Below are 12,897 nucleotides of genomic sequence, written 5' to 3'. Positions count from 1 at the left end.
TTCGTCGACGTGTGCCACCCCAGCAGGCACCGGGTGCCCCGAGCGTATCCACCTTCCTCGCTTTGGACACCCACCAGCGTCTAAGAGCCCCCAGAGCCACACCTCGTCCGTGTTGTAGCTCAACACAGGGCCTCTAGCACCCCAAGATCCACTTAGTGAGGAAACATCAATGATCTAATGCGCTCACGAGACGTGTCACATGGATGCGTCTGGCAACAAGGAGGCTGTCATGAAGTGTGCAGTCATCGCATCCGCCTCGCTACTACTGGCCAGCACGGCTCCACAGGTAGCGCCAGCACCCACCGTTGCGTGGGACCCAGGGACAGCGACAATCAGCATCACCAACCTCAACGAAGCTCGCGCCCAGGCCATGGTGGTCACGCAGTCGCTGCCAGCGACGCCGAAGAACCTATCCCGCCCCATGGAAAACCAGGCAACCAAGGAGATCGCTTCGATTCGCGCCACAGCCGAGCGCGACCAAGACATCGACACCTTCACGGCAGCCAAGGTCGCTGTAAAGGTCACACAAGCGAAAACCTCCGACGGAAAAGCCGAAGTCAAGTATCGGATTGACACGGTTCTCAATCGCAGCGCTGCCGCAGTTTCAGAAGGGGCGCCCGCGACCATGGAGACCGCAACGGACCGCACCGCACGCTTTGCTGCTGAGAACGGACGCTGGGTCCTAACCGAAGACGAAGTGCAGAGTCAAGCCGAAGACGAAGAAGTGAAGCCCCGCCGCGTCACAGAAGAACCCACTCAGGCAGGGATGGAAGACGTCATCGAAGCTGCGGCTGCAGGACCGGGTGCCACAACCGGACCACTCGCAAAACCCTCGGATGATGTTCGCGATGCTGAGGTAGGAGCTACTTCCTCTGAAGATGCGCAGGGCGTGTCACCACGTGCCGCCGCTTACTTCAACCGATCCAAAGGCGTGGAATATGCAAGGAAATACGCCAAGTCTTACAACTCGTCCTACCACAAATGACTGCACCAATTTTATCTCCCAGATCATGCGACATGGCGGCTGGTCCATGCATGGGTCCAACCGAACCAGCACAAAGGACTGGTACTACAACTGGGGAGTCACCGCGCGCCCGAGCCACAGCTGGACCTGGGCGCAGAAGTTCCACGAGTACGCCAGGGGTGGATCAAATCGGGTTGTCGCTAAGGGCAAGCTGACAAGCTTGTCTGTCGGGGATGTCATTCAGGGTGATCTAGTGGGGAAGGGAGAAATCAACCACTCCATGTTCATCACGAAGAAGGACAGTAAGGGTGAGCTTTACCTCACCTATCACACGAGCGACACAGTGGACCGTCCTTTTAGTGCCATTCGACGCCAGTATCCGAAGGGCAAGTGGTACTTCCAGGGGCCGAAATGAGCCGCCGCGCGCTCATCGTCGCCGCAATAATCATTGCAGTAGTGGCAGTGGGAGGATTCGCCCTCTGGCGTACCACTCTGCCGGGTGCATCCAGCCGAGAGAGTGCCGTCAACCGCTACATGACGGCGGTATCGACAGGTGACGAGAAAGAACTCGCCTCGATCCTGCTTCCGACCGCCGTGCAGGACGGGCGCCCAGACCTGGCCGGCATCGGAGGTAAGAAGCGGTCGGCGCCGGTCGTCATTACCTCGATCAATGCCAAGCCAGACCTGGGCGAGAACTACATCGCAAACGTTTCCGGCACTGAGAACGGGGCTCCGTTCCATACGGCGCTAACGCTGTATTACATGGATGGACGATGGTTCGTAGGCGCAGAGACTAAGCCCGAAGCGAACCACTGAGAGAAGAGCCCTGCTGATCTGCAGAAGCACCTACCCGATCAGGCAGGACATGACCTATGGACATGCCAGGGTCTAGGCATGAACAGGCCCACCCCCCAGTCACGGCCCGTGTTCACCATCAGACAGGCCGAAGATCAGTGTGGCGTGAGCATGAAAACCATCCGCCGTCGCCGGGAGCGGGGGACTTTCCGAATGCTTACCAAAACACCAACGGTCACTGGCTGCTGCCCGTCGAGGATCTCCTCGCGGCCGGTTTCCACCTCGCCGCGCCCTGACTAACGCAGGTTGACAGCATGGGCGCCCCTGTAGACACCGGGATGGCCGCCTCCCCTGGACACCCACCCATGTCCAGCATGGACTCCCTAAGACACGAGGAAGTGACCGATCTTCGGGTCGAAATCGAGAAGGAACCGGGCCTGCGGCTCGCTGCCGAGCGAGAGGTGCAGGCGATCACCGCTCACCTGGCCACTACTCAGGGCGCACTGAAGATGATCGGGGGCACGTCCCCACAGGTCGAGACCCGCATCGAGCGAGTGGAGGTGACGCCCCGGTGGGTGTGGCCGACCATCGTCGTGGCATTGCTCGTCGTCTTGGTCTCCTTGACAGCGGGGTGGACCCTCAGTCAGCGCGCACAGACTGCCCCAAAGCCGCAATCCACGACGAGCGCGCCACTCCCGGATGAGGCCGGTCCCGCAGTGAGTATCGACCACAACGACGCACTAACCCGGAGATTTCATGGGGGTGAGTGACCCCTGACGCGAGAAGTGCCCTTGACCTGCAAGGATGTCGATTGTCTAGGCCGATATCTGCAGGATCAGAAGGGCACTTCTCAGGTGAGTAAGCGTAGCGGGCTCTACCCGCATGTCAGGGTCGACACCGCGAACGTCCCGGCGGTAGCGCACGCGGGCGGGGCGTTGCTGACGCGCACGGCTCGCGTCAGCGGGCTGGATGTCGCGTTGAGTCGTGCCCTCGGGCCGTGGCGTAAGCCTCTGGCCAGGCACGATCCGGCGAAGGTGGTTCTGGACCTGGCGATGTCTTTGGCGCTGGGTGGAGATGCCTGTCGCGACGCGGCGTTGTTGCGGGCCGAACCGGGACTGTTCGGGCCGGTCGCCTCGGACGCGACCATTTCCCGCACGATCGCGGCGCTGGCTGGTGACATCGACAAGGTTGAGAAGGCCATCGCCGCGGCCTGCGCCGCCGCGCGGGCACACGTGTGGCGCCTGGCCGGCGTCGACGCCCCAAACCACGACGCCTCGGCGGCGAATCCGCTGGTCATTGACCTAGACGCCACGTTGGTGACGGCCCATTCGGACAAGGAAAAGGCCGCGCCGACGTTCAAACGCGGCTACGGATTTCACCCCTTGTGCGCGTTCGTCGACCACGGCCCGCAGGGCACCGGGGAGCCATTGGCGATGCTCCTGCGCCCGGGCAACGCCGGGTCCAACACCGCGACCGATCACGAGAGGCTCATCAAGCAGGCGTTGGCCGCGACGCCGGGGATCAACCCGCACCGGCCGGGTAAGAAGGTTCTGATCAGGACCGATGGCGCTGGCGGCGCCCGGGAGCTGTTGTCCTTCCTGGATCGTCGTGGGGTGTCCTACTCCATCGGGTGGACCCTGCCCGTCAACACCCCCGAGCTGTACCGGCTGGTGCCCGAGGATGTGTGGCAGGCGGCCTACAACGCCGACGGCGCCATCCGTGAGGGCGCGCACGTTGCCGAGTTCACGAATCTCATCGCGTTGAAGGGGTACCCGCCAGGGATGCGTGTCATCGTCCGTCGCGAACGGCCCCACCCCGGCGCGCAACTGCGCTTCGAGGATGTCGAGGGCTACCGGTTGACCGCGTTCGTCACCAACGCTAGCCGGGGACAGCTGGCTGAGCTGGAGTTACGTCACCGCCGCCGGGCGCGTTGTGAGGACCGTATCCGCATCGCCAAGGACACGGGCTTGACGAACCTGCCGCTGCAGGGATTCGACCAGAACCGGTTGTGGCTGCTGGTCGTTCAGATCGCGAACGACCTTCTGGCGTGGATGGGCATGCTCGCTCTGACCAGTCACGAAGCCCGCCGGTGGGAACCCAAAACCCTGCGGCACCGCCTCTTCACGATCGCCGTGACACTCGCCCGGACCGCCAGAAGGCGGCTCCTGCACGTGAAGAAGACCGCCCCCTGGGCAGACCTGTTCACCACCGCCTGGGACAACCTCGCCGCGCTGTCCCCACCCTGACCGGCACCCCCACCCGACCCGACGAGCCCAGCACGCCCCCTTCATCGTTCGTGGAAGACGCCGCCCACCCGCCGCGACAGGCGGGCGACTGTCATACTCACCTGCCAAAATCAGCCCCATCGAACGACAACGGCGTCGGCTACGCCGACGCCCCAGCCCGATGAAACATCCGGGCTAATCACCCATCACTTTTCACGGCTCGACCTGGACGTCCAGGTCGAGCCGTGGCGTATGCGTAAGCGTGCGTTCCACCCGGCAAGCACTGTGCACCACTCGGTGAGCGCTTTGTTCCACACGAGCACGCTGCCTGGAATCAAGGTTTTCGCCAGTAATAAAGACCGAAGTCGAAAAAGAGTCATACCGACGCTGCGCGCAGTCGTACTTCCCCCTCACCGTGACTGTTTCTTCAGCGCCCTCCCCCAGGTGCCGATCTATCAACGGTTCCAGCGACAATGCGGCACAACCAGCCAACGCCGCCTGAAGCAGCTCCGTAGGGGTCCACGTATCTACATCCCCTGCCGTAGCGAGACGAATAACGCCACCGCGACCGTTGTGGGCAACGAAAACGCCGTCAGTCTCTTTGCAGACGCTGACCGCTTCATCTGATTCGTTCGCTTCACTCATGGCCTGAACCTTTCCGGTATGCGCGAATCTTGGTGATGTCGCTTTACCGCACTGGTGGAATCACATCCACGACTCGTTCACCTCTGGTGTCCAGCACACGCCACCATTCATCTGCGCTAGCTACACCGGGAACGTTGCCGCTCTCACGGAATTCGGCTGCACATGCTTGCCGCAAATGCTTACCCGTGAGTCCTTTGTCTCCCCCGGCTAGGACTTGCTTAATCGCTAAACGTTTAGCGCGGTCAACAATGTTGGCGATCATCGCGCCAGAGACAATGTCAGCGAAATAAACTTCTTCCTTACGTCCGGAAGCGAATAGAAGCGAACACAAGTGATGTTCCTCGCTGCGCTCGTACAGGAAATCCACCACCGTGTCGATGAGATGCGCGACTGCTACCTGTCGGTTCCCGTCAGCCTCAGCGAGCACCTCTGCTCCCAAAGGCAGCGAGGGCACCACGTATTTGCTGAAGATTTCCCGTGCTGCCGTGGCATCAGGGCGACCGATCCGGATCTTTGTGTCCAACCGACCGGGCCGCATCACTGCAGGGTCGAGCATGTCTTCACGGTTGCTTGCTCCGATGATGATCACGTTGTTTAGCTGTTCTACACCGTCGATCTCAGCGAGCAGCTGGGGAACAATCGTGGTTTCCACATCGGATGAAATTCCCGAGCCCCGCGCGCGGAATAGTGCTTCCATCTCATCAAAGAACACAACCACGGGGATCCCGTCACTGGCGTGTTCTTTAGCTTTGGTGAAAACTACTCGGATTTGTCGTTCAGTTTCTCCGACAAACTTATTGAGCAGCTCGGGCCCTTTGACGTTGAGGAAGTAGCTGCGTGGCGTACCAGATGCGCCCGTGGCTGTTGTATCGCGTTGAGCGCTTTGACGTGCCAAAGAAGCAGCAACTGCTTTGGCGATCAGGGTTTTCCCTGTTCCGGGAGGGCCGTAGAGCAGTACGCCTTTAGGTGGGCGTAGTTGATGGTCTCGGTATAGCTCTGGATGCAGGTAGGGCAGTTCGATGGCGTCCCGGATTTGATCGATTTCCTCAGAGAGCCCACCGATGTCGTCATAGGAGACGTCAGGAACTTCTTCGAGGGTGAGATCTTCGACTTCGAGTACGGGTACTGGTTCGAGGGCGAGAGCAGCACGGCTGTCGATGAGGACTGGGTCGCCTGGTTTGAGTGGTACGCCTTGTAATTGGTGGGCTCGGCGCACAACGCGTCGATCTTCGCCGTGTGCGGTGACAACGAGTCGGTCTGTGTCCCATAGTTCGTGCACGATCATCACGTCTCCGTGGCGTGCAGGACTCTCGTCGGGGTCGATGCGGGCTACAACGGTGAGTTCTTCGTTGAGGAGCACTTCATCGCCGGGGTGGAGTCGGTCTTCTAGCCCTGGGGCTAGACGTGCCCGTATGGGCCGACCGTTGCTGACAAGGTCGGCCCATACGTCGCGGGCGAAGGTGACCACGGCGTGGGTTTGCGGGGGTGAGTCGAGCGCGGCGACTCGTTCTCGCAGTGTTGCTAGTGCATCCCGTGCTGAATTGAGGGCCTCGACGAGTTGTTCGTTGCGGCGCGCCAGTTGAGCGTTTGCGTGTTCCAGGCGCTTGGGGTGGCCGCTGTGTTCGTGTGCCGTGGCTGGTGTCGGTTGGGTTCGTGGTCTTCCTGGGTCAGGAGTTGGTCCGGTCATCTGCGCCCTCCGGGGGTGGCGCGGAGCCTTCTGGTAGGGCCCCGGTTGTCCGTTCGGTCATGTGTGCAGCGTTTGTAGTGGCTTCGCGTGCTGTGCGGCGCAGTTTTTTGTCTGAGAGGGGGCGTTCGCCTGCGTCGGCGGGGGTCCATTCTCCTGCACCGAAGGGCGTGACTGTTTCGTCGTGTGCCCCTTTTGCTGGGCGGCGTTTGCGTAGTGGTGGGGCGGTGTTGGGGGCTAGACGGCGTGCGGTGATAAGGAATCCGGTGTGGCCGTGCATGCGGTGTTCGGGGCGTACTGCTAGTCCTTCGAGGTGCCATCCGCGCACGAGTGATTCCCAGGCGGCTGGTTCGGCGAAGCCGCCGTGGTCGCGCATTGCTTCGGCAGTGCGGGAGAGCTGGGTGGCTGTGGCTACATAGCAGATGAGAACTCCGCCGGGCATGAGTGCCTCGGCGACGGCTTCGAGGCATTCCCAGGGTGCGAGCATGTCGAGGACGACGCGGTCAATAGTGCCTGGTTCGCAGGTGGCTGGTAGGGCTTCTACGAGGTCACCGACGGTGACGGTCCAAGCGGGGTGTTCCATTCCGAAGAATGCTTCGACGTTACCGCGGGCGATCTGGGCGAATTCTTCTCGGCGTTCGAAGCTGTAAAGGTGTCCGTTGTCACCGACGGCTCGTAGGAGTGACATGGATAGTGCTCCGGAGCCGACACCTGCTTCGACGACACGTGCGCCGGGGAAGATGTCGGCCATTGCAACGATTTGTCCGGAGTCTTTGGGGTAGACCACTTGGGCGCCTCGTGGCATGGACATGACGTAGTCAGATAGCAGTGGCCGTAGCGCGAGGTACTCGATGCCGGCGGTGTTCTTCACTGTTGATCCGTCGGGTGCGCCGATGAGGTCGTCGTGTTCGACGCTGCCGCGGTGGGTGAAGAATTGGCCTTTGGGTTGGAGCGTTACCGTGTGGAGTCGCCCTTTAGGGTCGGTTAGCTGTACGCGTTCCCCGGCTTGGAAGGGGCCACGTCGCAGGGAAGCTCCGGTGGGTTCGGCCGAGTGGTTTTGCTTGCTTGCGTTGGTCACTCATCCAGTCTAGGGCGGATTGGCTGGTCAGCTTTGCGTGCTGTGTGAGGGGTTGTTGAGGGCGGAGGCGATAAGGCCCGCTTCGGCGACGGCGAAGGGGGTGCCGTTTTCGACGAGGACGACGATGGGTGAGTCCATTTCGTTCATTGCGATGACGATGGTTTCGGCGTCGAGGTTGTGTTGGTGGGTTTCGAGGGCCCAGTTGTTGGTGGGGAGTTTCATGCCGGCGGAGGCGGGGGTGTTTGGTCCGCTGTGTTCGAGGGCCATGCGGACGGTTTCTGGATCGAGGTATCCGCGGGGGGTTCCGTCTGTGTCGGTGACGATGACGACGGCGGGTAGGTTTCCGTTTTCGTTAGGTCCGCGTCCGGGGATCTCGCTGAGGGGGGCGTCGATGGGCATGATGCGGACGGGGTGCAGCAGGGTGGTGATGTCGACGTTTTCGAGTTGGGTGAGGAGTTTGGAGGTTTTGAGGGTTTGGGTGGCTGCGGTCCATAGGTACGCGGAGAGGACGACGGCGACGGCGATGTTCCAGAGTGATCCCCATGGGCTTGCGGTCCATATGCCGTAGGCGAGGGCTGCGATGCCGGCAAGGACGAGGAGGCGTCCGGCGTGGGCAGCTACGCGTGTGCCGGTGGTGCGTTTTCCGGTGGCTTTCCAGACGAGGGCGGAGACGATGTGTCCGCCGTCGAGTGGGATTCCGGGCAGGAGGTTGAAGATTGCGACGAATGCGTTGGTCCAGGTGACTGCGCCGGTCAGGACGAGGGCGAGGGGGTCGGTGACGATGTTTTCGAGTGCTATTCCGCAGAGGGCGATGACGCCGTTTGCTAGTGGTCCGACGGCGGCGATGGCGGCTTGTTTGCCGGGGGTGATGTTTTCGGCGTCGTATGCGGTGTGTCCGCCCATGAGGTCGGCCATGACGCGGTCGACGCGGAATCCGAATCGCAGTGCGAGGAGTGCGTGTGCGAATTCGTGGACCATGACGGAGGCGAGCAGCAGGAGGGAGTACAGGAGGGCGGCTGCGTAGGAGGCCCAGCCAATGCCGGGTACGAGGCGCGCGAATTGTGGTCCGAGTGTGGTGATGAGGAGGGCGGCGATGAGGAACCAGCTGATTCCCACGTAGATGGGGGTTCCGATCATGGTGCCAACGAAGATGGCACCGGAGGGGCGCTGGTGCGGTGCCGTGGCGGGACGGGACGGGGTGGGTCCGCTGGTGTCCGTGGGGCGGGGCATGGTCATGACAGTACTTCAATGGCGGGGGTGGCCTGAACGTCGGCATGGGGTGTGCTGATGACAAACTGGGTTTGCAGGGTGGCGGTTTCGGGGGTGTTTTTGGGTGGCGTGGGGAGTTGGTTGGGTTGGTTGTCGGTGGGCGTGTTTAGGGTTGGGGGCATGCCAGCGCTTTCTCCGTCCCGAGCTTCTGATTTCATGCAGTGTCCGTTGCTGTATCGCTTTCGTGTGATTGATAAGTTGCCTGAGCCTCCGACGGCTGCGATGGCGCGGGGCACGTTGGTGCATGACGTGTTGGAGCATCTTTTTGATGTGCCGGCGGCGGAGCGGACGCAGGAGTTGGCGGTGTCGATGGTGGCGCCGACGTGGGAGCGGATGCTGCAGGATCGTCCGGAGCTGGCTGGTGTGGTGGATGCGCAGGATGAGGTTGCGGTGCGGGGGTGGTATCGGGAGGCTACGGCGTTGTTGCAGCGGTGGTTCACGTTGGAGAATCCGCAGTGGTTGGAGCCTGCCGAGCGTGAGTTGTATGTGGAGACGGATCTGGATGGGTTAACGCTGCGGGGGTATGTGGATCGGCTGGATGTGGCTGCTGATGGCCGGATGCGTGTGGTGGATTACAAGACGGGGCGTTCGCCTGGGGTGGGGTTTGAGAGTAAGGCGTTGTTCCAGATGAAGTTTTATGGCTTGGTGTTGTGGCGGATGCGGGGGCAGGTTCCGGCGCGGTTGCAGTTGGTGTATTTAGGGAATGGGGACATTATTCGTTTTGATCCGGTGGAGCAGGATTTGTTGGGGTTGGCGCGCAAGGTGCGTGCGTTGTGGGATGCGATTACTGCTGCGGCTGAGGTGGGTGAATTCTTGCCCTCGAAGAGCAAATTGTGTTCGTGGTGTCATTTTCAGCAGGTATGTCCGGCCTGGGGTGGGACTGCTCCGGCTATTCCTGAGGGTGCGATTGAGCGGGCTTTGGATCCGACGGCGGGTACGGCTGCTTCGGATTCGCGGGAGGCTGCGCAGCAGGGGGCTTCGTGTGTGTCGTGAGGTTTTAGGTGGGGTTGTTATGTAGTGATCCGCGCAGGATGGCCTCGACTCCGAAGGTGAATGCGGCGTCGGTGGGTTGAGTTGGTGGGGTGGGTTGGGTGAGGCCTGCGCGGGTGAGTTCGCTGCGGTTTTGTTCTTCGGCGACGTATCCGAGGATGAAGTGGACGAGTGTGCGGGCGGTCCATTCTGCGTGGTGTGCGTGGGGGTGGTGGTGACGGATGGCGTGGGTGATGGGGGTGATGGGGGTGGGGCCCTCTGGGTGGAGGGCGCGGGCGAAGGAGACGATTTCGGCTCCGTCGCGTACTGCTAGTAGGCAGGTTCGTAGGTCGTTGGCGAGGGTGGCGGGTGTGCGTGTGTCAGGGGTGGGTGTGGTGGGGGTGAATGGGGGGCTGGTGAGGATGGTGTCGGCCAGGAGTGCGAGGAGTTCTTGTTTGTTGTCGACATGCCAGTAGAGGGCGCCTGGGGCAACACCGAGGTGGGTGGCTAGGCCTCTCATTGATAGGGATGGCAGTCCTGCTTGTTGGATGAGGGTGAGGGCGGCTTGGCCGATGGTGTCGCGGGTGAGCGTCACGGGGACTCCTGTCGGGCGTGGTGTGAGGTTTTGAGGGTAGGTGGTGGGGGCGGGGTGAGGTTGGGGCGTGGATCATGTTCATTCTTGAACATTGTTCAAGGGTTTCTGCTTACTCTTGAACGGTGTTCACTAACTATGCAGATTTAGCTGACCGTTGCCTTGCTGGCGAACCGTTAACGCATGAGGATGCCCTGGCGATTTTGGGTTCCCCTGAGGCGGACCTGTTGGATCTTGTGGCTGCGGCTGGGCGGCTCCGGCGGGCGTATTTCGGTAACACGGTGAAAGCGAACTACCTGGTTAATTTGAAGTCTGGGTTGTGCCCTGAGGATTGCAACTACTGCAGTCAGCGTCTGGGGTCGACCGCCCCGATTGAAAAATATTCGTGGTTGAAGCCGGAACAAGCGTTGGAGCAGGCGCAGCACGGTATCGGCGCTGGGGCGACGCGGGTGTGTTTGGTTTCCAGTGGGCGTGGCCCAAGTAACCGGGATGTGGAGCGGGTCGGGGACATTGTTTCTCGATTGAAGGAAGAGAACCCGAACTTGGAGGTATGTGCCTGTTTGGGGTTTTTGAAGGATGGGCAGGCTGAGCGGCTGCATGAATGCGGCGTGGACGCCTATAACCACAACGTCAATACGGCTGAGTCTCGTTATGACCAGGTGTGCTCTACGCATACGTACGCCGATCGGGTGGATACGGTCACGAAGGCCAAGAATGCTGGTCTATCTGCGTGTTCGGGACTGATTGTGGGGATGGGTGAGAGCGATGAGCAGATCGTTGAGGCGTTGTTTGCACTGGTGGAGTTAAAGTCCGATTCGATTCCGGTGAATTTCTTGATGCCGTTTGAGGGAACGCCTTTTTCCCAGGAGTGGTCGTTGACGCCGTCGCGGTGTTTACGGGTGTTGGCGCTGGCACGGTTCGCTGCTCCTACGGCGGAGTTGCGTATTGCTGGTGGTCGGGAGATGCATTTGCGGTCGTTGCAGCCGTTGGCGTTGCACGTCGCGAATTCGATTTTCTTGGGTGATTACCTCACGAGTGAGGGGCAAGCGACTCAGGATGATGTGGCGATGATCCACGATGGGGGTTTCGTGATTGTCGGCTCTGCTGAGCATGCTGCTCAGCAGTGTGTGGATGAGTTGTCGCAGGTTTGTCCGGGCTCGCCTTCGGCTGAAGATGCTCGCGGTGGGCATGTGCACGCAACGGTGCGGCATCGCGGTGCGGGTACATCGTTGGCTCCGAATGCGTGAGGTGTGAGCGTGTCGCGTTGTGTTGACGACGTTGGTGCTGGCCTGGAGCGGGCGGCTGGTGGTGTGGATGTGATCAGCCGAGATCGTGGCTTGGTGTGGCATCCGTATGCGCCGTTGGATGGTCCTGCGCCGTACGCGGTGCGTGCGGCGCAGGGCACACGGTTGTCGGTTGAGGCTGCCGATGGTGCCTGTTTTGAGGCTGTTGATGCGATGAGTTCGTGGTGGAGTGCGGTGCATGGGTATCGCAACCCTGCGTTGGATGATGCGGTGCGTGAGCAGGTGGGGCGGTTTTCGCATGTGATGTTTGGTGGTTTGACGCATGCGCCGGCGGTGGAGTTGGCGGAGCAGTTGCGGGAGTTGGCGCCGGGTATGGCGCATGTGTTTTTTGCGGATTCAGGGTCGGTATCGATGGAGGTGGCGTTGAAGTTAGCTGTGCAGTATCAGGCTGCGCAGGGGCGCCCGCAGCGGGGTGGTTTTGTGGCGTTGCGGGGTGGGTATCACGGGGACACGTTGGGTGCGATGAGTGTGTGTGATCCGGTGGATGGGATGCATGCGGCTTTTCCGGCGTTGTTGCCTCGGCATGTGTTTTTGCCGCGTCCACCGGTGGCGCGGTTGGTGAATGCGAGTGAGGTTGATGGTGGGCTGGAGGGCCCGTGTTCGGCTGCGGGTCGGGTATTGGTCTCTGATGAGGCTCAGGTGCAGGCGTGGGTAGCTCAGCTTGAGGAGGTGGTGGCTGAGCATGCTGATCATGTAGCGGCGTTGGTGGCTGAGCCAGTGTTGCAGGGGGCTGGGGGCATGTATGTGTGGGCACCGGAGGCGTTGCGGGCGATGCGGCGGGTTGCTGATGAGCATGGGTTGTTGTTGCTGTTGGATGAGATTGCGACGGGGTTTGGGCGTACTGGGCAGCTGTTTGCTTCGCAGTGGGCGGGGGTGTGTCCGGATGTGATGTGTGTGGGTAAGGCGTTGACGGGTGGGTATATGACGCTGGCGGCGGTGCTGTGTTCGGCCAAGGTGGGTGAGGTGATTACGCGCTCGCAGTTTCGGGCGTTGTTGCATGGGCCGACGTTTATGGCTAATCCGTTGGCGTGTGCGGTGGCTGGGGCGTCGGTGGGGTTGGTGCGGGAGCGGTGGGGTGAGCAGGTGGCGATGTTGGAGTCGGAGTTGTTGCGGGGTTTGGAGGCGGCGTGGGGGTTGCCGTCGGTGGTGGATGTGAGGGTGCTTGGTGGTGTGGGGGTGGTGGAGTTGTGTGAGGAGGTGGATGTGCCTGCGGTGACTCGGGCGGCGTTGGAGGCGGGTGTGTGGGTGCGTCCGTTCCGGCGGTTGGTGTACACGATGCCGCCGTATGTGGCTTCGGTTCAGGATGTGGCGCGGGTCGCTGCGGGGATTGTCTCGGCGGTGGGTGCGGTGTATGGGGTGGGGTCGCGGTGAG

Annotated in this window: 14 protein-coding genes; 8 read left to right on the top strand and 6 right to left on the bottom strand. The window is 61.5% G+C overall.

Annotation, left to right across the window (positions count from 1 at the left end):
* Positions 1–199: 199 nt before the first annotated feature.
* The 5 genes from AC2T9U_RS05380 to AC2T9U_RS05360 all read left to right on the top strand — a co-directional run bounded on the left by AC2T9U_RS05380 (position 200) and on the right by AC2T9U_RS05360 (position 4,005).
* On the top strand, positions 200–985 hold the full coding sequence (locus AC2T9U_RS05380; RefSeq protein ID WP_493696852.1) for a hypothetical protein: 786 nt from the start codon (positions 200–202) through the stop codon (positions 983–985).
* A complete protein-coding gene (locus AC2T9U_RS05375; RefSeq protein ID WP_493696851.1) occupies positions 879–1,379 on the top strand; it encodes an amidase domain-containing protein in 501 nt (166 codons plus the stop codon). The genes AC2T9U_RS05380 and AC2T9U_RS05375 overlap by 107 nt, the downstream gene beginning before the upstream one ends.
* Positions 1,376–1,780, top strand: coding sequence for a hypothetical protein (locus AC2T9U_RS05370; protein WP_493696850.1), 405 nt, complete (start codon positions 1,376–1,378; stop codon positions 1,778–1,780). The genes AC2T9U_RS05375 and AC2T9U_RS05370 overlap by 4 nt, the downstream gene beginning before the upstream one ends.
* Positions 1,781–2,330: 550 nt before the next feature.
* Positions 2,331–2,462: a hypothetical protein gene (locus AC2T9U_RS05365; RefSeq protein WP_493696849.1), complete on the top strand. Its 132-nt coding sequence runs from the start codon at positions 2,331–2,333 to the stop codon at positions 2,460–2,462.
* A 151-nt stretch (positions 2,463–2,613) separates the two neighbouring features.
* Positions 2,614–4,005, top strand: coding sequence for an IS1380 family transposase (locus AC2T9U_RS05360; RefSeq protein ID WP_493696932.1), 1,392 nt, complete (start codon positions 2,614–2,616; stop codon positions 4,003–4,005).
* 192 nt (positions 4,006–4,197) lie between these two features.
* Here AC2T9U_RS05360 and AC2T9U_RS05355 read toward each other — a convergent pair whose 3' ends face one another.
* Genes AC2T9U_RS05355 through AC2T9U_RS05335 form a run of 5 tightly spaced genes read right to left on the bottom strand, consistent with a single transcriptional unit; the run spans position 4,198 to position 8,782 of the window.
* Entirely contained in the window at positions 4,198–4,629 is a 432-nt protein-coding gene (locus AC2T9U_RS05355; RefSeq protein WP_493696848.1) for an OsmC family protein, read from the bottom strand.
* 43 nt (positions 4,630–4,672) lie between these two features.
* On the bottom strand, positions 4,673–6,316 hold the full coding sequence (arc, locus tag AC2T9U_RS05350) for a proteasome ATPase (protein ID WP_493696847.1): 1,644 nt from the start codon (positions 6,314–6,316) through the stop codon (positions 4,673–4,675).
* Positions 6,297–7,391 (bottom strand): tRNA (adenine-N1)-methyltransferase, encoded by a 1,095-nt coding sequence (locus AC2T9U_RS05345; protein ID WP_493696846.1) that lies wholly within the window; start codon positions 7,389–7,391, stop codon positions 6,297–6,299. The genes arc and AC2T9U_RS05345 overlap by 20 nt, the downstream gene beginning before the upstream one ends.
* Positions 7,392–7,418: 27 nt before the next feature.
* Positions 7,419–8,621, bottom strand: a complete 1,203-nt coding sequence (locus AC2T9U_RS05340; RefSeq protein WP_147279197.1) for a site-2 protease family protein — start codon at positions 8,619–8,621, stop codon at positions 7,419–7,421.
* A gap of 2 nt (positions 8,622–8,623) precedes the next feature.
* Positions 8,624–8,782 (bottom strand): hypothetical protein, encoded by a 159-nt coding sequence (locus AC2T9U_RS05335; protein ID WP_493696845.1) that lies wholly within the window; start codon positions 8,780–8,782, stop codon positions 8,624–8,626.
* On the opposite strand from AC2T9U_RS05335, the gene AC2T9U_RS05330 reads away from it, so the two are divergent.
* Positions 8,781–9,653, top strand: a complete 873-nt coding sequence (locus AC2T9U_RS05330) for a RecB family exonuclease (protein WP_493696844.1) — start codon at positions 8,781–8,783, stop codon at positions 9,651–9,653. The two genes, AC2T9U_RS05335 and AC2T9U_RS05330, sit on opposite strands and share 2 nt — an antisense overlap.
* Before the next feature lie 4 nt (positions 9,654–9,657).
* Here AC2T9U_RS05330 and AC2T9U_RS05325 read toward each other — a convergent pair whose 3' ends face one another.
* The gene (locus tag AC2T9U_RS05325; protein WP_493696843.1) at positions 9,658–10,224 is read right to left on the bottom strand and encodes a TetR family transcriptional regulator; all 567 of its coding nucleotides are present in this window, start codon (positions 10,222–10,224) and stop codon (positions 9,658–9,660) included.
* A 122-nt stretch (positions 10,225–10,346) separates the two neighbouring features.
* Between AC2T9U_RS05325 and bioB the strand changes: the two genes are divergently transcribed.
* On the top strand, positions 10,347–11,468 hold the full coding sequence (bioB, locus tag AC2T9U_RS05320) for a biotin synthase BioB (protein ID WP_493696842.1): 1,122 nt from the start codon (positions 10,347–10,349) through the stop codon (positions 11,466–11,468).
* A gap of 9 nt (positions 11,469–11,477) precedes the next feature.
* Positions 11,478–12,896, top strand: a complete 1,419-nt coding sequence (gene bioA, locus AC2T9U_RS05315) for an adenosylmethionine--8-amino-7-oxononanoate transaminase (RefSeq protein WP_493696841.1) — start codon at positions 11,478–11,480, stop codon at positions 12,894–12,896.
* Position 12,897: the final 1 nt, after the last annotated feature.

Source organism: Dermatophilus sp. B7861-1 (genome assembly GCF_058996045.1).
Note: the sequence above shows the minus strand (reverse complement) of the source record. Positions and strands in the feature narration are given on the sequence as shown.

Coding starts and splice junctions, on each gene's coding strand:
- AC2T9U_RS05380 (WP_493696852.1), top strand. CDS start 200: ATGGATGCGTCTGGCAACAAGGAGGCTGTCATGAAGTGTGCAGTCATC.
- AC2T9U_RS05375 (WP_493696851.1), top strand. CDS start 879: ATGCGCAGGGCGTGTCACCACGTGCCGCCGCTTACTTCAACCGATCCA.
- AC2T9U_RS05370 (WP_493696850.1), top strand. CDS start 1,376: ATGAGCCGCCGCGCGCTCATCGTCGCCGCAATAATCATTGCAGTAGTG.
- AC2T9U_RS05355 (WP_493696848.1), bottom strand. CDS start 4,629: ATGAGTGAAGCGAACGAATCAGATGAAGCGGTCAGCGTCTGCAAAGAG.
- arc (WP_493696847.1), bottom strand. CDS start 6,316: ATGACCGGACCAACTCCTGACCCAGGAAGACCACGAACCCAACCGACA.
- AC2T9U_RS05340 (WP_147279197.1), bottom strand. CDS start 8,621: ATGCCCCGCCCCACGGACACCAGCGGACCCACCCCGTCCCGTCCCGCC.
- AC2T9U_RS05330 (WP_493696844.1), top strand. CDS start 8,781: ATGCCAGCGCTTTCTCCGTCCCGAGCTTCTGATTTCATGCAGTGTCCG.
- AC2T9U_RS05335 (WP_493696845.1), bottom strand. CDS start 8,782: ATGCCCCCAACCCTAAACACGCCCACCGACAACCAACCCAACCAACTC.